22 protein-coding genes are annotated in these 26959 nt (G+C 41.2%); 9 read left to right on the top strand and 13 right to left on the bottom strand.

Annotation, left to right across the window (positions count from 1 at the left end):
* Positions 1 to 30 precede the first annotated feature (30 nt).
* The 7 genes from ABJE44_RS15525 to ABJE44_RS15495 all read right to left on the bottom strand — a co-directional run bounded on the left by ABJE44_RS15525 (position 31) and on the right by ABJE44_RS15495 (position 7018).
* Positions 31 to 1335: an efflux RND transporter periplasmic adaptor subunit gene (locus ABJE44_RS15525; protein ID WP_348109993.1), complete on the bottom strand. Its 1305-nt coding sequence runs from the start codon at positions 1333 to 1335 to the stop codon at positions 31 to 33.
* The gene (locus ABJE44_RS15520; protein ID WP_348110091.1) at positions 1328 to 2734 is read right to left on the bottom strand and encodes an efflux transporter outer membrane subunit; all 1407 of its coding nucleotides are present in this window, start codon (positions 2732 to 2734) and stop codon (positions 1328 to 1330) included. Before ABJE44_RS15520 ends, ABJE44_RS15525 begins: the two co-directional genes overlap by 8 nt.
* A 140-nt stretch (positions 2735 to 2874) precedes the next feature.
* Complete coding sequence (locus ABJE44_RS15515; RefSeq protein WP_348109992.1) at positions 2875 to 3993, bottom strand: DUF6136 family protein; 1119 nt, start codon at positions 3991 to 3993, stop codon at positions 2875 to 2877.
* The gene (locus ABJE44_RS15510; RefSeq protein ID WP_348109991.1) at positions 3990 to 4595 is read right to left on the bottom strand and encodes an ABC transporter ATP-binding protein; all 606 of its coding nucleotides are present in this window, start codon (positions 4593 to 4595) and stop codon (positions 3990 to 3992) included. Before ABJE44_RS15510 ends, ABJE44_RS15515 begins: the two co-directional genes overlap by 4 nt.
* A 112-nt stretch (positions 4596 to 4707) precedes the next feature.
* Positions 4708 to 5391 carry a hypothetical protein gene (locus ABJE44_RS15505; protein WP_348109990.1) on the bottom strand — a complete coding sequence of 228 codons (684 nt, stop codon included), beginning with the start codon at positions 5389 to 5391 and terminating at the stop codon, positions 4708 to 4710.
* 24 nt (positions 5392 to 5415) lie between these two features.
* Complete coding sequence (locus tag ABJE44_RS15500) at positions 5416 to 6651, bottom strand: M56 family metallopeptidase (protein ID WP_348109989.1); 1236 nt, start codon at positions 6649 to 6651, stop codon at positions 5416 to 5418.
* The gene (locus ABJE44_RS15495) at positions 6644 to 7018 is read right to left on the bottom strand and encodes a BlaI/MecI/CopY family transcriptional regulator (RefSeq protein WP_348109988.1); all 375 of its coding nucleotides are present in this window, start codon (positions 7016 to 7018) and stop codon (positions 6644 to 6646) included. Before ABJE44_RS15495 ends, ABJE44_RS15500 begins: the two co-directional genes overlap by 8 nt.
* Before the next feature lie 156 nt (positions 7019 to 7174).
* On the opposite strand from ABJE44_RS15495, the gene ABJE44_RS15490 reads away from it, so the two are divergent.
* The 3 genes from ABJE44_RS15490 (at position 7175) to ABJE44_RS15480 (ending at position 9910) form a co-directional block, all read left to right on the top strand.
* Positions 7175 to 8119 carry an acetylxylan esterase gene (locus ABJE44_RS15490; RefSeq protein ID WP_348109987.1) on the top strand — a complete coding sequence of 315 codons (945 nt, stop codon included), beginning with the start codon at positions 7175 to 7177 and terminating at the stop codon, positions 8117 to 8119.
* 86 nt (positions 8120 to 8205) lie between these two features.
* Positions 8206 to 8934 (top strand): alpha/beta hydrolase-fold protein, encoded by a 729-nt coding sequence (locus tag ABJE44_RS15485; protein ID WP_348109986.1) that lies wholly within the window; start codon positions 8206 to 8208, stop codon positions 8932 to 8934.
* Positions 8935 to 9106: 172 nt separating this feature from the next.
* Complete coding sequence (locus tag ABJE44_RS15480; RefSeq protein ID WP_348109985.1) at positions 9107 to 9910, top strand: transporter substrate-binding domain-containing protein; 804 nt, start codon at positions 9107 to 9109, stop codon at positions 9908 to 9910.
* Positions 9911 to 10044: 134 nt separating this feature from the next.
* Here the strand turns inward: ABJE44_RS15480 and ABJE44_RS15475 are convergent, their stop codons facing one another.
* Entirely contained in the window at positions 10045 to 12363 is a 2319-nt protein-coding gene (locus ABJE44_RS15475) for a peptidase U32 family protein (RefSeq protein WP_348109984.1), read from the bottom strand.
* Positions 12364 to 12512: 149 nt separating this feature from the next.
* Here ABJE44_RS15475 and ABJE44_RS15470 point away from each other — a divergent pair, with 149 nt between their 5' ends.
* On the top strand, positions 12513 to 13205 hold the full coding sequence (locus ABJE44_RS15470) for a glutathione S-transferase (protein ID WP_348109983.1): 693 nt from the start codon (positions 12513 to 12515) through the stop codon (positions 13203 to 13205).
* 74 nt (positions 13206 to 13279) lie between these two features.
* On the opposite strand, the gene ABJE44_RS15465 is transcribed toward ABJE44_RS15470, so the two are convergent.
* The 5 genes from ABJE44_RS15465 to ABJE44_RS15445 form a co-directional block, all read right to left on the bottom strand.
* Positions 13280 to 14017, bottom strand: coding sequence for a hypothetical protein (locus ABJE44_RS15465; RefSeq protein ID WP_348109982.1), 738 nt, complete (start codon positions 14015 to 14017; stop codon positions 13280 to 13282).
* Between the two features lie 87 nt (positions 14018 to 14104).
* Positions 14105 to 15994 carry an alkaline phosphatase gene (locus ABJE44_RS15460; protein WP_348109981.1) on the bottom strand — a complete coding sequence of 630 codons (1890 nt, stop codon included), beginning with the start codon at positions 15992 to 15994 and terminating at the stop codon, positions 14105 to 14107.
* Between the two features lie 12 nt (positions 15995 to 16006).
* Positions 16007 to 17584, bottom strand: a complete 1578-nt coding sequence (locus tag ABJE44_RS15455) for an alkaline phosphatase (RefSeq protein WP_348109980.1) — start codon at positions 17582 to 17584, stop codon at positions 16007 to 16009.
* A 228-nt stretch (positions 17585 to 17812) separates the two neighbouring features.
* Positions 17813 to 18550, bottom strand: a complete 738-nt coding sequence (gene lpxH / locus ABJE44_RS15450; RefSeq protein ID WP_348110090.1) for a UDP-2,3-diacylglucosamine diphosphatase — start codon at positions 18548 to 18550, stop codon at positions 17813 to 17815.
* Between the two features lie 57 nt (positions 18551 to 18607).
* Complete coding sequence (locus ABJE44_RS15445) at positions 18608 to 19102, bottom strand: peptidylprolyl isomerase (RefSeq protein ID WP_348109979.1); 495 nt, start codon at positions 19100 to 19102, stop codon at positions 18608 to 18610.
* 174 nt (positions 19103 to 19276) lie between these two features.
* Here ABJE44_RS15445 and cysS point away from each other — a divergent pair, with 174 nt between their 5' ends.
* The 5 genes from cysS to ABJE44_RS15420 form a co-directional block, all read left to right on the top strand.
* Positions 19277 to 20653, top strand: coding sequence for a cysteine--tRNA ligase (cysS, locus tag ABJE44_RS15440; RefSeq protein ID WP_348109978.1), 1377 nt, complete (start codon positions 19277 to 19279; stop codon positions 20651 to 20653).
* A 207-nt stretch (positions 20654 to 20860) separates the two neighbouring features.
* On the top strand, positions 20861 to 21331 hold the full coding sequence (locus ABJE44_RS15435; protein WP_348109977.1) for a hypothetical protein: 471 nt from the start codon (positions 20861 to 20863) through the stop codon (positions 21329 to 21331).
* A 535-nt stretch (positions 21332 to 21866) separates the two neighbouring features.
* Positions 21867 to 22304 carry a hypothetical protein gene (locus ABJE44_RS15430; RefSeq protein WP_348109976.1) on the top strand — a complete coding sequence of 146 codons (438 nt, stop codon included), beginning with the start codon at positions 21867 to 21869 and terminating at the stop codon, positions 22302 to 22304.
* Positions 22305 to 22634: 330 nt separating this feature from the next.
* The gene (locus tag ABJE44_RS15425) at positions 22635 to 25244 is read left to right on the top strand and encodes a sulfotransferase (protein ID WP_348109975.1); all 2610 of its coding nucleotides are present in this window, start codon (positions 22635 to 22637) and stop codon (positions 25242 to 25244) included.
* 295 nt (positions 25245 to 25539) lie between these two features.
* On the top strand, positions 25540 to 26959 hold a 1420-nt coding region (locus tag ABJE44_RS15420), incomplete at its 3' end, for a cadherin repeat domain-containing protein (RefSeq protein WP_348120827.1).

Here is a 26959-nt window from a genome sequence, read left to right as displayed (position 1 = left end):
TTAAGGGGGCGTTATATTGTAGGCTCGTCATTAGTTTTGGCCTTGTGGTCTGACACCAGAGCCTTTAGCCTGTCGCTGAGCACGCAACTCTTCTACTGAGATACCTAGCTCTTCGGCTTTTTGCTGTAATTTGGTCAACTGTGCTTTGCTCAGTTGTCTTTTGGGAGGGGGCGCATTGTCACCAGCAATTGTGATTTTTGTGCCTGAGCTGACTTGCCCAAGAGGGGTAGTCACTAATAAGTCTCCAGGGTTTAATCCTGAATCGATAATGGCTTGTTCACCATTTTGCCAGCGAATAGTTATATCTTTGCGTTTCAACAGGTTATCTTCGACTATGTAAACATAGGTGCCTTGATAAATAGCGCTATTGCTAATCACTATGGCATCTTCTAAGGTTTTACCTTGTACTTCGGCATTAACATATTGGCCAATTTTAATTGATGCACCTGGATGTAGGGTTTGATTATATGGGTCTTCAATTTGAGCCACTATATATAATTGCTGTGAGTCACTGTCGATAGCCGCTTCAGTACGGGTGACTTTTCCAAGCCATGTCTGATTTTTACTTAGGCTTGATGTAAAGCGTGCTTCTATTGTGGCGGCTTGATTGTCGCTAGTACGAAATTCTTCAGGGAAATTAATTAAATCAATATCACTGTTGTTAATAGGCAATCTTATCTCTACTGTGTCGGTAGAGTATATTTCAGCCACTTGGGTTGTGGCAGAGAGTACTTGCCCAAGGTCGACTAATTGTTCAAGTATTCTACCATCGTAAGGGGCGGTAATCGTGGCACGCTCTAAGGCTAATTTAGCAATGGTTAACCCTGCTTCAGCAGATAATAAGGTTGCTTCTGCTGCAGCTAGTTGAGGTTTACGTAGTACTAAGTCACTTGGCTCTTCGGAGTTTCCGAGGCGTTTCCAGTCTATGGCCGCTTGCCATGACGTCGCTTGCTCTTCTTGTAATGCTTGCTCAGCAGATAATAAGTCAGCTTCTGCTATTTTTACATCGGCTATGTAATCTCTAGGGTCGAGTTTAAGTAGTACATCTCCTTTATTGAAAAATCCGCCATTACGAAACTGTGGACTAACATAGGTTATTTGCCCTGAAACTTGCGCCACTAATGCATTTTGAATTTTAGGTTGTACTGTTCCAAAGGTGTCTACTATTACCGTAAACCTCTCTGGGGTGAGTTTAGCCACTTCAACCGTTAATTGAGACGCGCCAGAAGGGCCGCCTCTTTTACTTTGGGGAGGGTTGTTAAATATGAACTTTGCTATCGCTAATGTAACCACCAATATTACTATCGGAATTAACCATTTTTTCACGTTACTCATTGATCAACACATCCTCTTGATTATTTTGAGACTCAGTAAAATCACCACCTAGAGCAACGTATAGGTCAACTCGGTTGGCTAATAACTGATTTTTAATTTGTATTAGTGCATTTTGTGCATCAAAAGAGCGCCCTTGGGCCTCAAGCACTGTGGTGTAGGTCACTAGTCCTTTTTGATACTGTTCAAATGATAGGGTTTCTGCCGCTCGTGCATTTTCACTGGCGTTTTGAGTGGCGACATAACTTTTTTGTAAGCCTAACTCAGTGGTTAAGGCATTTTCGACATCTGAAAACGCTTCGTAGAGTGTATCTAAATAGGCTTGTTCTTGCTGTTTAAGCTGAATTCTTGCCACTTCTTCTTCAGCTTTTAAACTGCCGGCCCTAAATATAGGCGCTGTCACTGAGCCGAGTAATGACCAAGCAAATGAGGGCCCTGACAATAAGTCTGAAAGTTCACTGGCACTGTCAGAAATAGAAGCCGATAAATTTAAGCTGGGAAACCTTTGCTTATGAGCATAAGCAAGGCCCGCATCTTGAGCCAATACCTGATACCAACTTGATTGGAGCTCGGGCTTTCGGGTAATAATATCTGATGGTAACCCAACTGGAACGTCTGTCTCTAAGAGTGGCAAGTTAACGCCTTTGACAGCGGAGGCAATAGTGCCACTTGGATAACGGCCTAATAGTCTTTCTAAGGTTCGGGCCTCTTGTAATAAAGAAGTGTGCTGATCTTCTAAATTTGATATTTCACTATTCAATTCATTTCTAGATAAGTAAACATCTAAGGCGCTGTTTAACCCTTGTCTGTAACCAGACTCAATAATTTGCAGGTTTTGTTTAGCGTTTTCAACTCGGCGTTCAGACAAATCTTTTAATTGAGCTGCGGTTAGTAAATTAAACCAGCCGCTTACTACACTGGCGACTAAGTCTTGGCGGCTTTGTTGGTAAAGTGCTTTACTGGCTAGGTAGTCTAAGTTTGCTTGTTGTTGTGCAGCAGACAGTTTACCCCAGATATCTATTTCGATACCCGACTCTAACCCAATAGAGTGGCTAGTACTGGTTATGTCGGTACTGACACTTCTGCTGCGTCCAGAGCTAAAGTCAGCATCTAAGGTGGGCCAAAAATCAGCCTTACTTTGTATAAGGCGTTGCTCTAGTATTTCTGCATCATATGCTTGTTGGCGCAGGGCATAGTTTTGCAAAAAAGCTTCGTCTACTAATGCTTTTAACTGACTTTGATTAAACTGGCTAAGCCAATCGTCTTGCACTTCAATTGAGGATTCCGTTAGTTGCCAGCTTTCTGGTACGTCGGGAAACTGTATGTTTTTGTTTAGCTCACTATTGGTTGCACACCCTGTTAAGGATAAGGCAACTAGTACAGGTAAGTATCGTTTCACTATGGATAGGCCGAGGGTAAAGTGTTAAATATCAACCACTAGAATATAAGAATATTAAGTTTCGCAGAAGCACTTTACACAACTTTTACACTAAAATTTATTCACCTCAAAATTTAGTTAGTTCACCGCTAGGTAACGGCTAATCATAATATCAGCCACAGGATAATTGCAGTGCAAATGGGGAGCACTAAATAATACTTAGATATCGTTAAAATGCCCGCTTGGGTACTTAGGTAAAAAATCACTAAAAATAACCATTGCTGCGAGTCAAATACAGCAAATAACACCAGCAACAATAGTGCGAGGCTTGTATAAAGTAAGCAGTAAATCAACCCATAACATAACTGCAGAGTGTTACTCGCAGGAGTATAGGCTAAGTAAAATTGGTATGTTTTTCTAAGCCGCAATATATCTAATAACTTTGTAGCGAGTAAAATGCCAAACACAAAACTAAAAAAGTTCCCCACATAGGGTTGTACTGTGGGCTTAACACTTTGGGTGCAGATATCTGCAATAATCAACAATAAGATAATGGCCACGTAGCGTATTAAATTTTGCTTGGCCTGCGATACATCAGCTTGTAAATAAAACCGCCAAATACCTTTAGGAAAGTCGCCAAGTGATAATCTGTTTATAGGTGTGTAACGCTCAATTACAATAGCCGCCAACCAGATGCCCAGCCAATAGAATTTTGCCACAACGTCAGCAAAATATAGCCCTATCACAGGCATCACTAACAAACTCAACCAAGGTAGTTTTTGTTGTACTGCACGTAAACAGTAATAACCTGTGAGCAAGGTTAAGCCAAAAATGGGCATTAGCTGTATGCTAGTAACTGATAAGGGCTGCGAGAATATTTCTTCGGTATGTTGAGTTAACATAAAACACAGCAATAAAAACGGCCCAAGTACTAACAAGTTGGCGGCATAAAGGGTGATCCCCAGCTCTGTTAATTGTCTTGTGCGCTGTGTAATGGGTAAGCTTAGGTCGTAAAGCCGGCAATGATGGGCAGTAATTCCATCTCTTTGCATTGCCAACCAACTATAAGCGAACAGCAAATATCCCCATAATGTTGAAAAATATAATGGATTATCGGCATTAGGGTCGGCCAATACGTTTAACGCTAACAGTGGGATCAGCACCAGAGCCGGCATAGCTAAAGGGAACAACGCCACTAATCCAAAACTGATTTGCTTGATGCTGTCGAGCAACTGATATAACGCGCTACGGTACACCCTTAATCTAAAACGCCAGTAATTCATGCTTGCTCAGTTGTTTCATCATTGAGATTAATATGGCGTTCAAAATAATTAGCATCGTGAATAACGTCATGGCTGGCGATAATGATTTGACCGGTATAGCCTTTAAATAAACTATCTAAAGCGGTTCTGGCTTGGGTGTCTAACCCGTTAGTTGGCTCGTCTAATAAAAGTAGCTTGGGTTTATGTAAAATGGCTGTCAGTAAACTTAGCTTTTTATGATTACCGAGTGACAGGTCGCTCACTTTAGTCTGTAAAAAAACATCAAGCCCAAAGGCGTGTAGCCAGTACTCATCTAATGCACAACCAAATTGTTCGCAGTGAAACTGCAAGAATTCACGCACGATATAAAACTCTGGTAGCACTATTTTATTGGCGCTAATACCAATCTGTTTTTTCACATCAAGCCGCTTAACCGCTTGCCCATTAAAGTTGGCTGTTCCTGAAGTGGGAGAAATCAACCCAGCAGCTATCATGAGTAAGGTGGTTTTGCCGCTGCCATTACTCCCAGTGATTAATACCCTAGGCTCTGTAATCTGCAAGGTGATGTTAGAAAACAAGGGGTGGTCTGCAAAGCGATGGCTGATATTCTCAAGTGATAACAAAAAAATGCCTTAAAATAACGATTAAATGCGCACCTCTCAATCTGCCATATTACTGCAGGTAACTAAAGGCAAACGGCGGTAATTTAGTTATTTTTTACAATCTAGTGTGATGTTAATGACGAACGCCGGTTATGAATGAGCAGTGTTCAAAAGCAGAATAGTTGTCTACCGGATAAAGCTCGTACATTTGTATCTCACCCACAATATCTTGCTCTACATGATACTTAACCTTGAAGTAGAAAAACCACTCACCATTACTTGAACGCAGCTCTATGTAAGGGTACTCAGTGATTTTCCAGGTTCCTGATTGTAAGTCTCGACTATTTTTATCTAGGTCATCAATTGCCAATTGATAGTCACCTAATTTTGTTAGTTTGAGTTTGATATCTTTTTTGCATTTATGACTGATATAGAGGTGTGCCCAGTCACTCATGGCCTGACCTTTATTTGGTGTGATATCAACAGGCACTAGCATTAAGGCTATGGAATTTTTGCTGTACCAGTGGTTGCCTTTAAGTAATGGTGAAACCGTTGCAATATTCCAGTTCAAATTTTGCAATGATTGCACCACCTCATCGACAGCATTTCTGTCTTGAAGGTTAGGGGAGTAGATCAACGTAGACGAAGTAATCGTTTGCGGGAGTACAAAATCATTGTTGCTCACCTTGAAGTTTTTTGCTGCTAATTCTTGGTGAATATTTTGAACTTGGTTAACTGACAGGTATTTAGTGTATAGATGAACTGTGGTTTGACTGCAGCTACAGCATATTAAGGCCGCAAATATTAAATATTTCATAGAATATTACGGCCTGATAATAATTTAATGCTGTACTTTGATTTTTTCAATAGTAGACGTTTTCGCCGTTTGTCCGTCGTAGGGTTTGTCCATGCGGTAATCTAATTGCACGGTTAGGCCTGTTTGCCTTTGCGCTTTGCCGCCTTGAATACGAGGTTTGTATTGCCACTGTTCTAAGGCCGCTATAGCTGTTTTGTTAAATACTGATTTAGGGAACGAGTCTAGTACAGTGATGTTATCGGTTGAGCCATTTTTAGTGATATCAAACTGTAAAATGACCGAGCCTTCTATATTGTCTTGTGCCGCTTGAACTGGGTACTTGGGTTCAACACGCATAATAGGTATTGCCATAGAGGGTTGGCTTACTTTGTGAGTCGTTTCGGCAATATTGGCGACGGCTAAACTACCCACAAACAGGCTACTGATAGCAATGCTAAGGCCAATAAATGCAGGTTTGATATGTTTTGTAGTCTGTATGCGTTGGATACGCTTTTTCATGTTGTTGCTCCGTGTGTATGGTGAGTAAATTGAAAAATGGTGTAATGCGTGTTCAGCGCAGCTTACTAATGCCTTGCTGTACGATATTTTTTCTGAGGTGTTGGCTTGCTTAAGTACGTCTGCATCACAGGCTAATTCTTGGCTTTGTCTAAAGCTGCGATAGGCTAACCAGCTAAGGGGGTTGAACCAGCATACAGCGAGTAGCACCATGGCGAGTAAGTTGTAGATGTTGTCTTTGCGGTTATGGTGTACCAGTTCGTGGGCTAACATAAGTCGTTGCTGGCAAGGCGTGAATTGGCTTTGAAAGTTGTCGGGTAGTAATAATTTAGATTTTACTAAGCCTGTTAATATTGGGCTAGTTAGAGCTGGGGTGGTGCTTATGATTAAGTTTGCTGGCAGCTCAATATTAAGTTGTGCTGGAGCTATGGGGGTTTGAGGTAATTGCATTAACTTATATTGTGACCGAGCCGCGCCGGCTAAAATATAAACTGCCCCAGCAAGCCACACCCATTGCCAATTAACGCTAACGTTTACTGCGTTATCGGTACTATTAAGGGTAACTAGGTAGTGATACATGGATGTTTGGTTGATAGATACAAGATCATTAGGCAGGTTGTTTGCTATGAGGCATAACGGCAACATTGACCAAAGGGCATACACTGTTTTAGGGCCTAATGTATGTATTGCCTTTGCTTCAAGTACGATAAGTAGCAGCATCACTAGGCTTAGTACAAGCTGTTGCTCCCATAACCAGTTAATCATTGTCTTGTTCCCACTTTGCTATGAGTGCCTTTAATTCATCAATATCAGTTTTTGATAAAGCGTCGCTATCAGCAAAACCTGCCACCAAGGGGGCAACACGGCCTTTAAATAAGCGGCTAACTAAGCTTTCGCTTTCTTTGATAACGTATTCATCCCGTGCAAAAAGCGGGAAGTACAAATAGCTGCGTTGCTGTTTTTCAAAGTCTATTGCTTGTTTTTTTACTAGGCGGCTCAATAGGGTTTTAACTGTTTTGTCATGCCATGTTTTTTTGGTATTTAAGCGAGTAATAATCTCTTGTGCAGAAGCGGGTGACTGTTCCCACAAGGCTTCGAGTACTTCAAATTCGGTTTTAGTGATATCTTTCATTTTTATGATTACAGTTGTAGTCTTTGTATTTAGATTACACTTGTAATCATAAGGGTCAAGCAAAATTTGTTATTTTTTAAACAATAAAGGATTTACTTTGTAAGAGGTTCGTTGTTTCATCTGGGTATAAGGCCTGACTACTAAGCATGATTTATATTGAAATCCATACTCGATAACGACCCTTTTGGGTCTTATCCACTAGATTGTTTACTTAACGTTTCTGCCTCTCATTGTCCTAAAGACTTTGATGAATTTTGGCAGCGCGCGTATAGCGAAGCATTAAATTTAACCCCAACCCCTGTGGTACACGATACTGGTAAACGCCATAAAAACTGGAAAGTATATGATGTGTCGTTTCAATCAACTCATGGCATAACAATTTGGGGGTGGTTGTTAGTCCCCGTTGATAAGCCCATTAAAAGAGCGTTTATTGTGGGTCACGGTTACGCAGGGCGTGATGGCCCTGACTTTGACTTACCGTTTGACGATGGGGTGATATATTTTCCATGTAGTCGTGGTATTTCTCGTAGTGCTGCACCGCCTATCTCTCAAGAGCCTTATTGGCATGTGATCCACGATATTGACAAAAAAGACCGATATATTATTCGAGGATGTGTTGAAGATGTGTGGTTGTCGGTCTCTGTGTTAACTCAGCTTTATCCTGAAATGGCCGGGAATATTCATTTGCTAGGCATGAGCTTTAGTGGCGGAGTAGGGGTACTTGCTCTCGCTCAAGATACAAGAATTGCTAAGGCTCATTTTAATGTACCTACTTTTGGACAGCATCAATTACGGTTACGTATTGCGACCCATGGTAGCGGTAAATCTATACAAGATTTCTATAAAAGAGAGCCAATTAAACTCCTACGCACCCTTAGATATTATGATGCTGCTTTTGCTGCGGCAAACGTGACAGTGCCCGTTCATTTTGCTTTGGCTTTACGAGATCCTGTGGTGACTCCACCTGGGCAGTTTGCTATCTATAACGAAGTAAAAAGCGAAAAACACTTATTTGTTTTAGAGGCTGGGCACGATGATTATTCTAATCAAGTAGTTCAATCTAAAGAACTTCGTATAGCGTTAGCCGATTTTTTTAGTTAAGTGAGATAAGCCAAGTTGTTACTGGGTACAGTAGGCCATTGCTCTAATTGAATATACAAGATGTTCAACACAGGGGTGAGTTCTAGATGAAGCGCGAGTATCACAAATGGTGGAGCCCTCGCTTACAGAGGGATATGGAGTTGTTGGTATATGGACATGCTGGCGCTAGGGTATTGGTTTTTCCCACTCGTTTCGCACGGTTTTATGAGTATGAAAACCTACGAATACTGGATCAAATTCGAGACAAAATAGAGGACGGCCATTTACAGTTGTTTTGCGTTGATAGTATTGATGCCGAGAGTCTATATTGCAGCTGGGCTGAACCTGTGTGGCGCATTCAACGACATATTCAATACGAAGAATACATTTTGAATGAAGTATTTCCTTTAATGGATAATGTAAACACTAACCCTTGTACTATTAGCCATGGGTGTAGCCTTGGTGCTTTTCATGCTGCCAATATTGCGCTTCGCCACCCTCATTTATTTAGCAAGCTTTGTGCGTTTAGTGGGCGCTTTGATTTAACCCTAGAAGTGGAGTATTTCGGTGATTTGTTCTCGGGGTTTTACAATGATGATGTGTATTTTCATACGCCGTCACACTTCTTACCTAACTTAGCGTGTGAGCAAAAACTTACCGCACTGCGAAATATGGATATTGTCATGGTGATTGGCCGTGAAGACCCTTTTTTGAGTAACAATTTGCACATGAGTGCTTTGCTAACAGAAAAAGGGATTGGTCATACCTTACATCAATGGGATGACCGAGCTCACAAAGGACATTACTGGCGAAAAATGGTACGGGTTTACCTTTAGCCGCTTTTATGTTTCAACTTAAATTACGTTTCTACCCTATAGTTTGGCTTGTGAGATGGTAAAAAGCGTAATTTAGCGTAAATTAAGGGTATAATTTTTCCAAATCGTAATTATAGTTTAGTTCGCCCTATGGTTTGATTTTTGGGCAATTCTAATTTTTAAACTGGCTGACATGAAGAAAGAAATTTACCTATTACTAATTAGTTTAACTTTATTATTGCCAATGTTTGCATCTGCAAATACCTTTATCGGTCATTGCCGAAATTATCCTCCGGAATTGATTTTTGAAGATGGTAAATGCAAGGGGATTATTCCTGACTTGGTTTTGGATATTTTTTCTGAGTTAGGGCTTAAAGTTAAATGGCAAAAAGTACCTTGGGGTCGTTCGGTTATCGATGCTCAAAAAGGTGATGTTGATTTACTTATTCGACATTCTATGACGCCAGCACGAGAGTATTACCTAAACCCTATTAAATACGCGGATGCCACTAGAACCTTTTCATTTTTTAAGTCCCCTAACTTTAAGCCAGACATAAAGTCTTATGATGAGTTGGTCAAAGTGAACGTTGGTGCTATAAGAGGTGTGTTTTATTCTCCGATCTTTTCACAGCTTGAATTAACACAATTGACAGTTGTGGGTGAAACTAGACAATTATTAGGTATGTTAGAGCGGGGACGCATAGATGTGGTGGTGACATCAAAGTCACACGATATTCATTTATTTGAGGATAAGTTTGATAAAGCAACCTTAACTGAGACATTCTATAACCCCAATTACATTAGCATACCTAATGATTCTAAATTGATGGCGCATTATGATGATATAGCACGCCTGATGCTTGATTATCGCAAGAGCGGAAAAATTGATAGCTACTTTGAAAAATACGATGCACCTACCCCCGAACAAACCTTTGATGATGCTCCTGCTTGTGAGGCCGTAAATAAAGGCAATAATATCTCTGCTGTTTGCTATTGATAAAATAGCTATCTTGTATATATAGGCTTAAGCTGCAAATTTTCTTGCCCATACAACAACGCTTAAATGTGGGGGCTCTTTACTGCTTCTGCAACAGAAGATGTAAGAGCATTGAAGTTCTTACATCCTAAATTTTACAATCCGTTATGATATTGAACATTTGTTGCATCGGGTACCAGTGTTTTAAGGGTTTGATTAACCCTATCGTATTGACTTTGGTTAGAGTGAACATCAGTACTTAATAGTTGCTCAAACTGTGCAATAAGGTTTGCCTTATCTGGTGATTGTTTATCACCAGCGCCGATGTTGGTTAAGTCGAGCATGAAGTCATCAAACATGTTTGATAGCTCAGTTATGGCTTCGGTGTTCACAAACTGATCTTGATTATAAATACTTGGGTAACCGGCTTTTTGTTTGTCTATGGCGAACGACTCGCCTTTTAGGTTAGTAATGCTGGTGGACTTGTCACAAGACAGCATGCAGCCGTTGTCTATTCTTGGCTTTTCGCAGCCAACGCTTTGCTGGAAGAAACACTGTCTGCTCGCCATCAACAAAATTGGGTGGTACACACTGTAAGAGAGTGAAAAGTCTTTAGGCCTAGCAATAGCATTAATTTGCATTCTGTTAATTTCGTTTGAAATAAACGCACCACTGCAATCAAACTCCTGCTGCATAGCTAATAACGCATAAGAGTTGGTAGTATTTAAATAAGGCCCTGCAATCCATTTTATACCCAACTCATAGGCACGGTGTGCGATACCTGTATTGTTGGTGACTATCTGTGCTGGTTGTACTTGCTCCAGAATATTTAGTGCTACATCGTAGTCTTTACCAATGAGAACCGAAGGGAACCAAGGGATTAACCTAGGGTTATCTTGCAAGAAGCCTACATATTTTGTGCAATCTCGTTTGTACGCATCTGGTAATTTAAAATAGATATCTGCGTCTGTCACATCCGCTAATTCAATGTCTTTTTCATCACAGATAAGAATCGATAAATTCGCCAGGGTGTTGGCTTTTTTAGGTTCAGGTTTGGGATGCTTGACTAACTTAGGCAGTATCACTTCTGTGACTGGCTTGTGACCTTCATTTAGCATTGAAGCAATATCATTTTTTAAAGAGGTAAGCTCTTTAAATGAAATGCTGACATTTGGGGCTAACCCTTTTGTGCATATTTGTTTTAGGTCAAACGCGGCACTGCTAAAGTTTTTAAAGCGCTTGTCTAAAGCTGCTTGGTCTAAGGGGGTTTTATGGTTAGCTGTCAGCTCAGATGTTGATTGTACATTGAACCTAGCTTCTGTAGGTGTTGAACTTGAAATCAATGGTTGGGGATCGTTAGTAATGACCTCAACAGTTAGTGGTTGTCCGACATTGCCAGAAAAAATTAATCTCAGTGCCGGCTTATCGATACTCACATGTTTTATTTTTTCTGATACCGACGCCGACATTTGCGCTTTTTCTAAGTCTAGTGTTTCTTCAACTGTTTGAATTTGAACAATTGAGATCGCATTGTTTGCTTGTAGAGCGTGATTTTTGGAGTTGTCTCTAGGGTTTTCAGTGAACATAGACTGATTTAAGTCACCCCGTAAGAAAGCGTTTGAAAAATCACGGTTGAATACTTTATATAAACGCTCGCCGTCTTCGGTTAGTTCGCCTGTTTCTAGATAGCCATCAATTTGTTTTCTAAAACTATCCACTACTGTGTGTACGTAACTCGCGCTTTTTATACGGCCTTCGATTTTAAATGAGTGCACACCTGCATCTATAAGAGCTGGTAAGTCGAAAAACGCTGAGTTGTCTTTTAAGTTTAGTGGAAAGTTATTGCCTGATTCAGTGGTCTCGTATTCTTCACGGCAAGCCTGGCTACATCGGCCGCGGTTTCCCGAATTACCGGCACTGGCGGATGTTGAGTAACATAAACCAGAAAACGCCACGCATAACGAACCATGCACAAAGACTTCGGTGAGTACGTTTTGCTCTTGGCATACGGCGTTTACTGCCGTTATTTCACGTAAGTTTAACTCCCGTGATAAATTTACACGTGATGCACCTAACTTTTTAAGAAAAGGAATTTGCCCCACATTGTGGGTAGTGAGTTGTGTTGATGCGTGAATATCTAGGGTAGGGAAGTGCTTCTTCAAGATATAAAACATACCAATGTCTTGTACGATCACGCCATCTAGCGTGGTGTTGGCCAACTTATTTAAAAGGTTTGCTAAAGACTTAAACTCACGCTCTAAAATAACGATATTCAAGGTTAAGAATATCTGGCACTGGTATTGGTGTGCCAAGCGAATAATGCCGATAAGTTGTTCAAAAGAGATATTTGAAGCGCGATTACGGGCGTTAAAGTTGTCTAAACCGCAGTACACTGCATCAGCGCCCGCTATGATTGCCGCTTTAATTGCGTCAACGTCACCACCTGGGGCTAATAATTCTATTTTAGGATCCATGTATCAACTTATCGAAATTAGGTAAATATTTGAGGTTATTTTGAGCGGGGGATTTTACCCGTATATTTAGGTAATGAATACCGATAAAATGCGTATAGCTTAACGTACTCAAACTCTACCAGTATTATTTTTAAGGTGAACACGTCTTTATGGCTCTTCCTGTTTTATATTCTTTACGGAACTGTCCTTACGCCATGCGTGCAAGGATAGCGATATACAAATCTAAACAAACGATTGAGCTTAGGGATGTGGTACTGAAAGACAAGCCTACAGAAATGCTTATTGCATCACCTAAAGGTACGGTGCCTACCTTAGTACTCAGTGCAGATGGTCAGACACAAAAGGTGATTGATGAAAGTTTAGATGTAATGCTTTGGGCGTTACGAGAAAGTGACCCTGATAACTTATTAAGAACAAAAGTGCCTCAGGGTGATACCGTGCAACAATCGTCAGCCCAATTAACTGAAATATTAGGCTTGGTTTCTGGCTTTGATCATGAATTTAAAGGTTTGTTAGAGGCCTACAAATGCGCTAAACGTTATCACGAAACTAACTTGCACGAGTGTCGCCAAGCTTGTGAAGTCTATATTCAAGACTTAGAGAAACGATTGAGCTCTCATGCTTACCTAATAGACGACCAAGAAAGTTTGGCTGATATCGCCATTTTGCCTTTTATACGCCAGTTCGCTAAGGTTGAGCGGCACTGGTATTTGCAATCGCCATATCCGCAACTAAAACAATGGCTTAGTAAATACCTGCAAAGCCCTATGTTTAATAAAGTGATGACTAAATACCCTTTGTGGCATGTGAAAAGTGAGCCTGTAGTGTTTGGTTTTAGTTAAGCCAATTATGTATAAGAAACGCCACTAGATTAAATTTATATCTTATTGTGGCGTTATCTGTATGTCTAAATAAATTAATGGTGGTGATGGCCTTCTAGTGCCTCACCTTTATCATTATAAAAACCAGAAGCTCCTGATTCTACAAAGCCTAGAGTGACCATTTTTGTTAAAAATGGATCGGTATGGTCGTCGCCTATGTCAGCATAATCTGTGCCTTTATAAGCATAAAGTAGTTTGAAATACTCATCTACTTTTGCTGTTTTAGTGTCCAGGTTTGTTAACTGCCAATGTTCTTTGCGGCTCGGATTGTCTAATTTGAACGATTCAACTAGTTTTATTTGTGGCATCCAGACAATTGAAAGTTCGCTCTTATCTGTCTTGTAGGTAAGAAAAACACGTTCGTCACAACCAGCTCCTTGACGTTTAGTCTCTGTCATTTTTGCTAACATACTGCTAGATATTAGTTGAAACCTATAACTCCAATCTGTCTCTTTTTTACCATGAACCACTTCACCAGGTTGATATTCTATAGCGCGGTTGTAATCATTAAAATACCTGATGGGTTTAATTAACTTTTGATTAATATTTTGCCACATTTCTGTGATTTTAGTGCTCGGATATTGGTGGGCGACTACTTTTTCTTCACGCCATAAAATAAGCTGTGTATTAGTGCTCGAGTGGCCTTTTTGCTGAACTGAAATGTTATATTCTGCTTTTAATTGTCTATAATCAGTGCAGGCTTGCTTGGCATATGCGCTAACACTCATTATTAGTTGAGCGATCAATAAAATTGTTATTTTTTTGAAGTTCAAAATATTTTTCCTAGGGTTTATTACTGAGGGTAAGTAAAGAAAAACGAGGCAATCTGACATTACCTCGTTTTTTATAACAAACTACTTTTATTCTACTGCTGCGTCTGCCGCGCCTGTTAAGTCGGCAGCGAAGTCCATAACATGGAAAATCATGTTTTGTTCTTGTGTACCGTTAATTAATAAGGCTCCTGGCCCGGAAGCAAATACTCCTACATCTTCACCAGAGTGGGTTTCAGATCCTAGTGGCACCAAAGCTTCTTGGTGAAAACCAGACGAGCTTGTGTCTACGTCAGTTAAGTCTTGGCGACCTACAGCAGCAGCAAGTGTGTACGTTTCGTCAGCGTCAGTTTCTGTACCTAAGTCACGGAAACCTAACCCATTGGTGTAGCCTAAGGTAGTGTAAGGCATGCCATCGCTAGCGGTTGCTTCTTCTGTTGAGTTAACACTTACCACCTTGCCTAATATTGGGTTTCCACGTTTGGGATAGCCCGCAATAGTAAACACATGGCCGTGATCAGCTGTAACTATTATCAATGTTTCAGATGAATCAGTTAATTCAACTGCTTTAGCGACAGCATCAGAGAACGCAATGGTATCTGTTAGCGCGTTATATGCGCTGCCAGCATGGTGACCGTGGTCGATACGACCAGATTCAACCATTAGAAAAAAGCCATCATCATTATTGTCAAGTATGTTAATAGCTGTTTCTGTCATCTCACTGATAGAAGGTTCGCCAGCAATATCGTTTCCACGATCGGCTTCATATTGCATGTGTGACTCATTAAATAAGCCAAACACATGCTCAACTGAGTCTGTGTCGATAGCTTCAAAACCTGATTGATCCATCACATATTCACCGTCTGGATAGATGTCTTGCCACTCCGATGTGAGGTCACGGCCGTCTGTTCTATCACCTTCAACGGTACTTACAGCGTCTGCACTATTATAATCAGCATCATTTGGTAAAAAGTGACGGCGACCACCACCAAATACTACTTCTATGCCATCAATGTCTAGGTCATCTATTTTAGCTTCAAGGATACTTTCAAAGTTAACGAGTTGATCTGCAATGTCTATACAACCAGCTTCTGCTTCTTCTGTGTCAATATCGGAAATGTCTTCCCAGTTACGGTCTGCTGATTTTGCGTAAGTCGCAGCAGGTGTGGCGTGGGTGATCCTTGCTGTTGATATGATACCAGTAGACTTACCAGCAATTTCTGCCAGTTCTAATGCAGTATATAGCTCATTACCATCTACTGTTGAGCACTCTCCGCGCTCTATATCTTCATCAACACCGATAACCCCAACGTCAGTTTTAACACCGCTCATCATAGCTGTCATGGTTCCGGCAGAATCAGGGGTTTGTGCGTCAACATTGTAAGTTTTTGCTAAACCAGCAAATGGGAAAGTTTCAAAGCTAAGTTGGTTCTCTTCACCTTTATTACCGTTTAACTGTCCTTCCAAAATACGTGCTGCGGTAACAGTGGAGATCCCCATACCGTCACCGACAAATAGAATGACATTCTTAGCTTGCCCACGTAAAGATTCGATACTCGCCGCTTTAGCTGTGATAGTCGTCTTTGCTGTTTTGGCAGTAGCTGAACTAATTGAGCTTGCCCATACATCTTTTGCTGTCTCTATTTCAGCTTCACCAGCTGCGAACCAGTCATTGTTTAAGGTGGTTAGTATTTCACTGTTAGAAACAGATGTTACGCCAGCAGCACATACGTACTCTGTGGCAATTATTTCACTATCACTTAGTGAGCCATCTGCATCATTATCTAAACCTGAGTCTATTTGAACGCCACTATTTGGGCAGTTAGTATCACCTACAGTTAGTGGTGTTTGTAATATTAGGCTGTTTAAGCCATCCGCTCCGTTACTGCCGTCTGTTCCATTTGTTCCATTATCGCCATCTGAACATCCTACAAGACCCAGAATAGCCAGCGATATGATGCTTAATTTAAAATTTTTCATTGTTAACTCCGACTATTCGTCTACTAAATCTAAAGCTTGGTTTATAAGGTGAAATACTACACTTTGCTCTACTACGCCCTGAGCGAGCTGAGCTCCAGGTCCTTGTGCATGTAAGCTAATATCTTCTCCAGAGTGTGTTTCCGAGCCAAGCGGTATCAATGCTTCTTGGTGAAAACCAGAGGTGGTGGTATCTACGTCAGTTAAGTCTTGACGGCCGGTTACTGCATCTGATGTGTAAGTCTCATCAGCATCAGTTTCAGTACCTAAATGTCTAAACCCTAATCCATTGGTATAACCTAGGGTGGTATAAGGCATATCGTCCGAAGCCATAGCGGCTTCATCGCTTCCTACTGAAACAACTTTACCTAGAATAGGGTTACCACGCTTGGGGTAGCCAGCAATAGTAAATACGTGGCCATGATCAGCTGTAACGATAATTAAGGTTTCATCTGCATTAGTCATGTTTACTGCGGCTTCGACAGCATCTGCAAACTCCAAAGTGTCGGTTAGAGCATTGTAAGCGCTACCTGCATGGTGTCCATGGTCGATACGACCTGATTCAACCATAAGGAAAAAACCTTGTTCATTGTTATCTAATTTATTGATAGCAGTGGTCGTCATTTCACTTAAAGAAGGCTCGCCAGCGACGTCATTAGCTCGGTCTGCTTCGTATTGCATGTGCGATTCATTAAATAAAGCGAAGATATGGCCGCCATTTTCAGTATCTAGTGCGTCAAAACCTGCCTGGTCAACTATGTAACTTCCGTTTGGATAAGTTTCTTGCCACTCCGCAGTGAGGTCTCGTCCGTCTGTACGATCACCCTCAATAGTACTGACTGCGTCTGTACTGTTGTATGTTTCATCATTAGGTAAAAAATGGCGACGACCGCCACCCATGGCAACTTCTATACCGTCAACATCTACGCCCGTGTAACGAGCTTCTAAATTGGCTTCAAAATTAACTAATTGGTCGGCAATATCAAGGCAGTCAGTTGCATCGTCTGGCATATCTGAAATGTCTTCCCAGTTACGGTCAGCTGATTTTGCGTAAGTCGCAGCAGGTGTGGCATGTGTAATACGAGCGGTTGAAATAACACCAGTCGACATACCTTTGATTTCAGCAAGTTCTAATGCAGTTATTACTTCATTACCTGATTGAGTTGAACATTCACCTCGTACAATATCTTCATCTACACCTATAACACCTACATCTGTTTTTAAACCACTCATCATGGCAGTCATAGTGCCGGCCGAATCGGGTGTTTGTGCATCTACGTTGTAGGTTTTAACTAAAGCTGTGTGCGGAAAAGTTTCAAAGCTTAGATAACCTTCTTCACCCGGATTGCCTGCAAGCTGGCCTTGCATTATGCGAGAAGCTGTTAAGGTAGACACACCCATGCCGTCACCAACAAAAAGAATCACGTTCTTAGCTTTAAAGTTGTTACTAACGGTTGATTTTTCGACTAGCTTTGATTGGGCATCGGTATACCATTGATTTTCAGTTTGATGCTCAGGTAATACCTGTGCATTCAAGCCAGAAGATACTGCTATGGCTATTAAGCTAGCCGTGGCAATCCAGTTTTTTTTCATCTTGTTGTTATCCTATTAGAGTTGTGTGTGATGTGCATAACCGAATTGAATTTAGGTATATGACTGCAAATAGGATAAGTAGAGATTGTGAAAGGTTAGCTACACATTGGTGACAATACTATGACGTTATTATGTATTTTTTGTGATCTATATTATGTTATATTATTACGCTTCTGAGGCGCATTTGAGCAGTAATAACTAACATTGTTTTAACCTTATTGGTTGCTTCTATAGCTCTACTGAAGTGAGTGCTATGCTAGTACTGGACACTTTTAAGATACTACCTTGCTCGTACCAATCACCTAATACAATGCGCTCAACGTTTTGGCCGTTAATCTCAAACTTATGAATGGCGGGGCGATGAGTATGGCCGTGTATCAGTCTTTTTACGCCGTGTTCTTCCATAGATGCAATCACCGCTGCTTGGGTAACATCCATAATCTCCATTGTGAGTTTAGCTTGTTTGTTTTTGCTGGTGGCTCTGGCTTTTTTGGCTAACTTGCGGCGAATACTAAGGGGTAAACTCAACATGATTTTGGGCCACCACCAAGAGCGGGCGGTTTTGCGAAATTTTTGATATTCAACATCTTGGGTACAAAGTTCGTCGCCATGCATAATTAGGGTAGGCTGGCCATATAGGTTTATGACTTTTTGCTCCGGTAAAATGGTAAAGCCGGCTTGCTTTGCAAATTTTTGTCTGAGTAAAAAATCTCGATTACCGTGAATAAAATAAACAGGAATACCTTTGACGCTCAGTGCTTTAAATGCGGCTGCAATACTTAGGGTAAAACTGTTTTGTTCGTCATCACCAATCCAAACTTCGAATAAATCACCTAGAACATATAGCGCATCGGCTTTAGGTGCTTGGTTTTTTAAGAACTCAAATAAGCATTGATTAATGTCATCTCTATCTGCTGAAAGGTGCAAATCTGCAATAAAGTAGGTAAATGGAGAAGGGGAGGTCATTAATTGGGAAAAAGTATGTGTACGGGGCAAAGCAAGTAACTAAGCCCCGTATCAAGATTAATCGATGATTTCGGCTTTTTGAATAATCACATCTTCTACAGGTACATCTTGATGATAGCCTGAGTTTCCTGTTGATACTGCTTTGATTTTTTCAACAATATCCATGCCATCGGTTACTTCAGCAAATACGCAATAACCCCAGCCATCGGTACTTTCACTACGAAAGTTCAAAAAGCTATTGTCGCCTACGTTAATGAAGAACTGAGCAGTCGCCGAATGGGGCTCATTAGTGCGCGCCATTGCAACTGTGCCTAGGTTATTGGCTAAACCATTGTTTGCTTCATTTTGAATAGTTGCTTTGGTTTCTTTTTGCTCCATACCTGGTTCAAATCCGCCACCTTGGATCATGAAGCCATCAATAACTCTATGAAAAATGGTGTTGTCGTAAAACCCCTCTTTTACATAATCTAGAAAGTTCGCAACTGTAATTGGAGCTTTATCAGCAAAAAGTGTTAGTGTGATAACGCCGTAATTTGTATGGATTTTAACCATTAAATAGCCCCTTTAAGGATGAAGATAAAAATAACAACAGCATTCTAGCCTATCTCCTACTGTTTTTTAAGACTTTAAGGGTAATTGACTGGTGCAGCTAGAGTTTCTCAATGATAGAATTCCGTTTTAGGCCGTATGCTCGGTCTTTATTTTTAACTAAAGGACAATGATTACATGCTACATATTTACAACACCTTAACCCGAAAGAAAGAGCAATTTAAGCCGTTGCAAGCAGGTAAGGTGGGTCTATATGTATGTGGTATTACCGTTTACGACTTATGTCATGTAGGTCATGCTCGGACTTACTTAAGCTTTGATCTTATGGTGCGTTACATGCGCTCTCGAGGTTTAGAGGTAAAGTATGTCCGTAACATTACAGATGTTGACGATAAAATTATTGCACGTGCCAATGAAAGAGGCATAGATGCAGCAGAGTTTACCGAGCAAACTATCGCCCGTATGCACGAAGATTTTGCTGCGATTGGCTTACTTGAACCTGATATTGAACCCCGAGTTACCACTCATATGCCTGAGATTATTGACGTGATTCAGCGTTTAATAGACAAAGGTCATGCCTATCAAGCACCTAGTGGTGATGTATTGTTTGAGGTGAGCACCTACGAAGCATACGGGAAACTAGGTCGTCAAGATTTAGAACAGTTAAACGCGGGTGCTCGGGTTGAAGTCGCATCTGAAAAGCGAGATCCATTAGATTTTGTGTTGTGGAAAACCGTCAAGCCAGGTGAGCCTTTTTGGGAGTCTCCTTGGGGTAATGGCCGCCCAGGATGGCATATTGAATGCTCGGCAATGAATCACAAACACCTTGGTGAACATTTTGATATTCACGGTGGCGGCTCTGACTTAGTGTTCCCACATCATGAAAATGAAGTGGCCCAATCCTGCTGTGCTTTTGATACTAAGTATGTGAATTACTGGGTACATACTGGCATGGTGCAGGTGAATGAAGAAAAAATGTCTAAGTCACTGGGTAACTTCTTTACTTTGCGTGATGTACTCGATCTATACGATGCTGAAACTGTACGTTATTTCTTGATGTCGGCTCAATATCGTAGTCAGTTGAGTTATTCGGATAGCTTTATTCAACAAGCTCGAGCGTCTCTGGAACGTTTGTACACGTCGCTTAGAGATGTCACTCCTAATATGGACGTTGATATTTCTTTGGGGGGATATCAAGAGCGGTTTAATCAGGCTATGGACGATGACTTTAATACACCAGAGGCCTTTGCTGTGTTGTTTGATTTGGCTAAAGAAGTGAATAAAGCCGAAGGTCAACAAGCAGCTGATTTGGCAGGTGTGATGATTAAGCTTGCAGATATTTTAGGTATTTTGCAGCAATCACCTAATGATTTCTTGCAAGGAACCACCGGAGAGCAAGACGATGTAGCAGAAATTGAAGGCCTGATAAAAGCTCGAAACGATGCGCGTGCTAATAAAGACTGGGCAGCAGCAGACGCTGCCCGAGATGCTTTGAATAGCTTAAATATTGTTTTAGAAGATAGTGCGAGTGGCACAACCTGGAGACGGGGTTAATTTAATCTATTAGGCCCTGAGTTTTCTTGGGGCCGTTCTTTTTTATTGTAACTTCTTTTGTTTTTGCACATTGTTTGCACATTTCGGTTGTTTATTTCTTGGTAATATATCTTCGCTTAACTTGTTAGCCGAGGTTGATTGGTAATTGAGGTGGGTTAATTAAGAAATAGCATCCATTTACTTTGTTAAATTAATAAGGAAAACAATATGGTTGATTCAATCGGTAGCGCAAGCTTTCGTCCACCGCCTCCTCCATCTGGTGCTGGTGGCCAATCGAGTCTTACAGACGACCAAACATCTCTAATTGAAGAAACGTTAGCCGCTTATGATGCAGATAACTTAACTGAAAGTGATGCTGCAAGTATCGTTGAAGCATTTGCCGATGCGGGCATAGCTCCAAGCTCCGCTTTTGCTGATAAGCTTGCTGAAGTGGGCTTTGATGCTCAAGAAATAGGAGGGCTTGCAGGTGTAGGCTCTGCTGAGTCTGGTCAGCGTCCACCTCCTCCACCTCCAGCAGACAGTTCAAGCAGTTTAGATTTAACGGACGCTGTGGATTATTTAGAGACGTTATTTGAAGAAAAAGCAGAAACTGAAACAGATAACTCAAGTATTACTGCACAGCTAGCAGAGCGTTTTGGTTTAGCTGAAGGCGAGTCGTTAATTAATATCACTGTTTAAGTTTTTATATTTATTAATTACTGGTGACGGTAAACACCCATCCGTTACCAGTGTTTTTGTATTAAAGATTAAAGATTAAAGATTAAAGACTGTTTAAATTCTACATCATACCTTCACGCCAGAGAGTGAATTGATTTACATTCTTGTGGTTTCGTAAACTACAGTGATTTCTTCAATATGATATGCTCTAGACGGTACAAAATACTGCCTAAGTGAGCTATTTTAGGAGTTCTGTTTTGTAAAGGTTGCCAAAGACATTTTTTTAAATGTTATGCAAATATACTTTCACATAACTGAATTGGTCCCCCCTTTAATAATCACTTTTCTAGTTAAATATGAACCAAAGTAACGTTTTTCTTAGTAAATAGATTTAGAGCCTTTTTTGTTAGGCCGCTGAATTGGAATATAGCCTAAAGTGTATTTTTTATACTTGTGTGTTTGCTTGGATACGCTTGGCTTAAAGTTTGCATATTAATAACACCATGATTTATAGCGATATTAATCATAATAATTTTCAATTCTAGAGTGTTAATGCATGGATTTTCAATTACGAGTTACCGCTGTAAAACCGCCACAACCCAGCTTTTTTCAATCAATTTCCTCTCTTATTCAAGCTCAAGCATCTAGTGTCTACACTCTTGTAGATAGTAAGGGGCAGGTTGTAGTGGCTGACCTAGTGCTGAGTCGTAAAGGTGACGACTTAGAGGTTGTAGTAGACGGGGACCAAGCAACCACGATTGAAGATTTTTATGGGGTAGCGGGTTCTCACTATGGATTAGAAGGTGCGGCGCAAAGTGCTCTTGATAGCGCAAGTGTTCCTGGTGATATGGTATTGGCGAGTAGTGGTGATGCAGTCATTGCAGAAGGACTAGTATGGCAAGCCACAGAGGCGCCACCTGCGAGCCAGTTATGGGCTTGTTTTACAGCTGATTTATGTCCGCCGTGTCCTTTTATGTGCTTGCAACTGGGGTGAAGAGGTAAGTGTTTTGACAATAGGTTAGTCAGTAATTTCAGAGCAAACCCATCGGCAGCTGACCATCTAGCTAGCGTGTCACTATTGCGTTTTTGGATTATTTGCATAGGTGATAATAAGTATCGTTGGGCTTTTAATTGAGCCACTATTTGTGGTAATAGCGTGGCGCGATGAAAACGAAGGTGCCAAATATCTGCGTTAGCAGGGAAATGCTCTCGGCTGGCTACTAGCCACTGCCAAGCACATTGGATATCATTCTGGGTTAATTGCGTTATCACCCATGCCACCTTTTATTTTCATTTTTATGGACGCTATTTTTAGGAGAAGTTTTTGTCATTTAGCCACAGCTTACGCCAGCTTGTCGATTGTCAGCAATTTGCACAATTACTTCAGCATGGGCAAGACTATTTTGCTGATACCCATGATATCCAAATTTTACCTTTGCTCGCGTTAGCCCATGCTCACTTAGGTGCGCGTAAAGAAGCAGAAGCTCAGCTTAAGCTAATCGAACCACGTATTGCTGAATTAGCACTTGATGCACGGGTTGATTTAGCCGCGGTATATTGTGTATTACATCGCCTTGATGATGCGCTAACGCTATTAGAAGCCGACTATCCTATTGGCACTGAGCATGCTTTATTATTGGCACGTTTAGCTTGGTGTCGGATGCAACAGGCCAAGCTTAGCGAAGCTCGAATTTTATACCAACAATCGGCAGCGTTTGCCCCGCAACGACTTCCCGTGTGGTGTGCCTTAGTTAATCTGATTATTCAAGAAGGTGATTTTGCGGTTGCGCAGCAAACATTGACCGCGGGTATTAAAACATTTGAATGTTTGTTAACGCAGTTTCCCGAACAGGTCATACAGCAATTTACTCTGCAATTTCGTCACTTACAATTGCAAATATGGGTACATACTCTAGTTTTTAACGAAGCCGAACAGTGGTTGAATAATAGGCAAAAAGACTGCCCCGAAGAAGAATGGATACAATTGATACTCGAGTATTCGCGGCTATTAGCAGGGCAAAATCAACACAGTCAAGCCGAAGACACACTACGCAACGCTCTTAAACAAACTCCGACTAACATATTGCTATATTCAGAACTGGCCGAATTAAGTCTAATGCAAGGCCGTACTCAGCAAACAGTACAACTATTACGGCGCACCATTAAGCTCGCCGACAATCAAGAAAAGCCAAGTATTGGATTGTGGGTGCGCCTGGCCCAAGCGTGTTTACATAACTTGCCAGAGCAAGCTAAAAAGGCGGCCGATAAAGCGGCGGAGTTAGCCGATAAGCTAGACGTTGATAGCGACATGAGCGCTATGCAAGTTAGGCAGTTTAAGTGGCAAACGACCAACGCTTTGGCACAAGTGGCGAGTCAAGGGCAAGACTTTGTTTTAGCTGAAGACTTATTTAATCAAGTATTAAGGGATAATCCATATTTTTTACCTGCTTTACAAGGATTAGGGCAGCAGCAAATGCAACGGGGCAATATTGACCAAGCAGTGGCATTGTTTGAACAGATTAAGCAAATCGACCCCGCCAAAGGCTATTCATCGCTTATTAACGCCCGTCAGTTTCCTGAAGACGAAGAAACCTTAAAGCGAATTGAAAAAGCTGCTCGTCAACCCAGTATGGAGGGCAGCGTACGCGCTAGTTTATTATTACAATTGGCAGTCGCTAGAGAGAAAACCAAAGACTATGACGAGGCTTATGCTTTAGCCACTGAGGCCAACAACGCCAGTAAACAATTATTAACGTACGATCCTCAACAACATAGACAACAATGTGCCCGTAATCGTTTTGCTTTTGGTAAAGCATTATTCGAACAAAGAAAAGGCTATGGCCTAGCGACCAGTGTACCAGTGTTTGTGGTGGGTATGCCCCGCTCTGGCACCACACTCGTTGAGCAGATATTGGCCAGCCACAGTGACATTTTTGGTGCCGGTGAGTTAGGCATTATCCCTAGTCGTATACAAGGTTTAAACCGTTGGGAGCGTCATGTTGGCTCGGGTCGTCAGTATCCCGACTGTGTGGACGACCTAACCCTTAATGTTACTCAAGGTATTGCCAAGGGCATGCTTAACGAACTGCAAGAACTGGCTGCGGATGACAAGCCGAAGGCTAAACATATAGTCGATAAACTACCTCATAATTTTGAAAACATAGGCATGATCAAGTTCTTTTTTCCGCAAGCTAGAATTATCTCGGTACGCCGTGATCCTCGTGATATCGCTTTGTCTAACTATTTCACTGATTATCAGGCAAAACATGGCGGTATGGGCTTTGCGTATGACATGACGTGGATTGGTGAGCAATTGGCCGATCACAACTTGTATATGCATCATTGGGATCAAGTATTTAGTGACGAAATTTTAACGGTGAATTACGAAGATGTGGTAGCCGATACCGAAGGCGCTGCGCGCCGAATGTTAGCTTATATTGGTGTACCTTGGCAGCCAGAAGTGCTTGCCTTTAACGAGCATGAGCGGGCGGTGAAAACAGCCAGCGTTTGGCAAGTACGTCAGCCTATTTACGCCACATCTACAGCTAAATGGCGACGCTATCAAACCCATTTAGCGCCTTTGATTAAAGGCACCAATGCCAAGATCAACCCTGATCCCATTACAGATATGTTGAGCTTACCCCAAGCGGGGTTTTTAACGGATGGGGTGGCCCTGTTTAAAGAAAATGACCTAGATGGCGCAGAATTACATTTTAAAAAAATGCTGCACCATAATCCCGAGCACGCTGCTTGCCAATATATGTTAGGCTTAGTGTATTGCCGTAAAGGCCACGTTAACGAAGCGCTACCTCTATTTGAACATGCTTTGGATGTTTGCCCGTGGAAAAAAGATTGGCGCGTCAGCCTAGTAAAAGCATATGAAGAAATGGGAATGTATGACAAAGCTCAAAAATTAGGAACTAAAGGTGATTAACACTGCTTGAGCTAGAGATAGCATAATTTGCATGAGGCCATGTTTATAAAGCCCCATTTAACTAATGCGGAGCGTTAATTTTGATTACCATAGCGTAACCCCTCAGATCGTATTCTTAAAAAAATCATCTAGTTTTATTCAATATAAATACTTAGCTGTGTGCCCATTAATTTTCTATTGTGGACTTTTTTAGATATCACTTTTTAATACATTGCTTTAGACTAAATTTCGCACACCAACCCTTGACTGTATAACAGTCTTTAATTCTTAAAGTTATAAATAATGGAATATACGTATGAATTTTCAGTTACGCATTGTGTCAGAACGACACAATCAGTCGGTTTTAATTCAGGCCCTTACCTCTAAGATTAGAGCTAAAGCATCTTATACCTACACTCTTCTGGATAGCCAGGGACAAGTACTGATTACCGATTTAGTTTTAAGCCGCATAGGAAATAACCTTGAAATTGAAGTAGCAGGTGAGTTGGTAACAATAATTGAGGAGTTTTATGCCGTAGCCGATTCTCATTACAGCTTAGAGGGCTTACAAGAACATGCATCGGCTAATATCCCTGAGGATCTTATTCTCACTAGTGGTGGTGATGTTGTAATTGAAGAAGGTCTAGTATGGGAAGCTTCAGGTAACTCATTTAACTTTGGAGCATTTGAGTTAGGGCTGGCTGGGTTAGGTATTGGTGCTATAGGTGCTATAGGTTCCGGTAGCAGCGCTAATGAGGCATACAGTGTTACGGTTACTGCCGCTGCGGGTATTTTTGCAGCCGGGGTGCAGGTTGAAATATATGACCAAAACGGAGGTTTGCTAGAAAGCGACATTTCTGTTGCTGAAGACAGTTCTATTACTTTTATTATTACTGATGGCTATGTAGGGCCTGTATTAGTGAAGGTAAGTGATATAAACGGTGAAGAAGGCGACTATGTTGATGAAACAAGTGGTGAGTTAACCAGTTTAGGTACATCATTACGAGCTATGACCATGGTGGAGGGGAGTAGTAATGTTAGTATTACCGTTTCGCCTTTAACCGAATTAGCGGTGACTAAGGCAGATATAGATGACGCTAACCCAGTAATTACTGAAGCTGACATAGCTATTAATGACAGTATTGGCGAGTTATTCGGCGTAGAAAACATCATAGGCCCTGTTGTCACCGTGCTGGATGATTTATATCAAAACAGTGATGGTCTCTCAGCTGAAGAAGTTTATGGTAATGCACTGGCGTTATTATCGGGAGTTGATACAGTTACCGGAAGCTTAGAAGATACATTAATTCAGTTAACCTCTGTCATTACACTTAATGATGATGGTACCTCCTCCATAAAAAACGAAGGACTGAGTTTATTGATAAGTGGCGTTGAGGCTTTTGAGTCAAGTGATAATGCCGATGAAGCTGATATATTTAGCCATCTAGTACCGCTTATAGTTGATGGTGATAATACACCACCCAAATTCACATCAGAAAATACAGCCACTGCGATAGATGAAAACTCTGGTGCTGGGCAAGTGGTATATACAGCCATATCAACAGATACTGATGATATATCAATAGGCAACACCCGCTATAGTTTATCAGGAACAGATGCTGAGTTGTTTAATATTGATGCTGCCACTGGAGCAGTGACGCTCACGGCCAATCCAGACTATGAAACTCAAAATAGTTACAATTTTGATGTTATCGCAACTGATACAGCAGGTAATA

Origin of the sequence: Paraglaciecola sp., assembly GCF_039942875.1 — a bacterium.
In the GTDB taxonomy this organism is placed as follows: domain Bacteria; phylum Pseudomonadota; class Gammaproteobacteria; order Enterobacterales; family Alteromonadaceae; genus Paraglaciecola.
This window is presented reverse-complemented; position numbering and strand designations above follow the sequence as displayed.

Coding starts and splice junctions, on each gene's coding strand:
- ABJE44_RS15500 (WP_348109989.1), bottom strand. CDS start 6,651: ATGATTAACTGGTTATGGGAGCAACAGCTTGTACTAAGCCTAGTGATG.
- ABJE44_RS15455 (WP_348109980.1), bottom strand. CDS start 17,584: ATGAAAAAAAACTGGATTGCCACGGCTAGCTTAATAGCCATAGCAGTA.
- ABJE44_RS15505 (WP_348109990.1), bottom strand. CDS start 5,391: ATGAAATATTTAATATTTGCGGCCTTAATATGCTGTAGCTGCAGTCAA.
- ABJE44_RS15475 (WP_348109984.1), bottom strand. CDS start 12,363: ATGGATCCTAAAATAGAATTATTAGCCCCAGGTGGTGACGTTGACGCA.
- ABJE44_RS15525 (WP_348109993.1), bottom strand. CDS start 1,335: ATGAGTAACGTGAAAAAATGGTTAATTCCGATAGTAATATTGGTGGTT.
- ABJE44_RS15495 (WP_348109988.1), bottom strand. CDS start 7,018: ATGAAAGATATCACTAAAACCGAATTTGAAGTACTCGAAGCCTTGTGG.
- ABJE44_RS15470 (WP_348109983.1), top strand. CDS start 12,513: ATGGCTCTTCCTGTTTTATATTCTTTACGGAACTGTCCTTACGCCATG.
- ABJE44_RS15430 (WP_348109976.1), top strand. CDS start 21,867: ATGGATTTTCAATTACGAGTTACCGCTGTAAAACCGCCACAACCCAGC.
- ABJE44_RS15480 (WP_348109985.1), top strand. CDS start 9,107: ATGAAGAAAGAAATTTACCTATTACTAATTAGTTTAACTTTATTATTG.
- ABJE44_RS15515 (WP_348109992.1), bottom strand. CDS start 3,993: ATGAATTACTGGCGTTTTAGATTAAGGGTGTACCGTAGCGCGTTATAT.
- ABJE44_RS15445 (WP_348109979.1), bottom strand. CDS start 19,102: ATGGTTAAAATCCATACAAATTACGGCGTTATCACACTAACACTTTTT.
- cysS (WP_348109978.1), top strand. CDS start 19,277: ATGCTACATATTTACAACACCTTAACCCGAAAGAAAGAGCAATTTAAG.
- ABJE44_RS15460 (WP_348109981.1), bottom strand. CDS start 15,994: ATGAAAAATTTTAAATTAAGCATCATATCGCTGGCTATTCTGGGTCTT.
- ABJE44_RS15435 (WP_348109977.1), top strand. CDS start 20,861: ATGGTTGATTCAATCGGTAGCGCAAGCTTTCGTCCACCGCCTCCTCCA.
- ABJE44_RS15485 (WP_348109986.1), top strand. CDS start 8,206: ATGAAGCGCGAGTATCACAAATGGTGGAGCCCTCGCTTACAGAGGGAT.
- lpxH (WP_348110090.1), bottom strand. CDS start 18,550: ATGACCTCCCCTTCTCCATTTACCTACTTTATTGCAGATTTGCACCTT.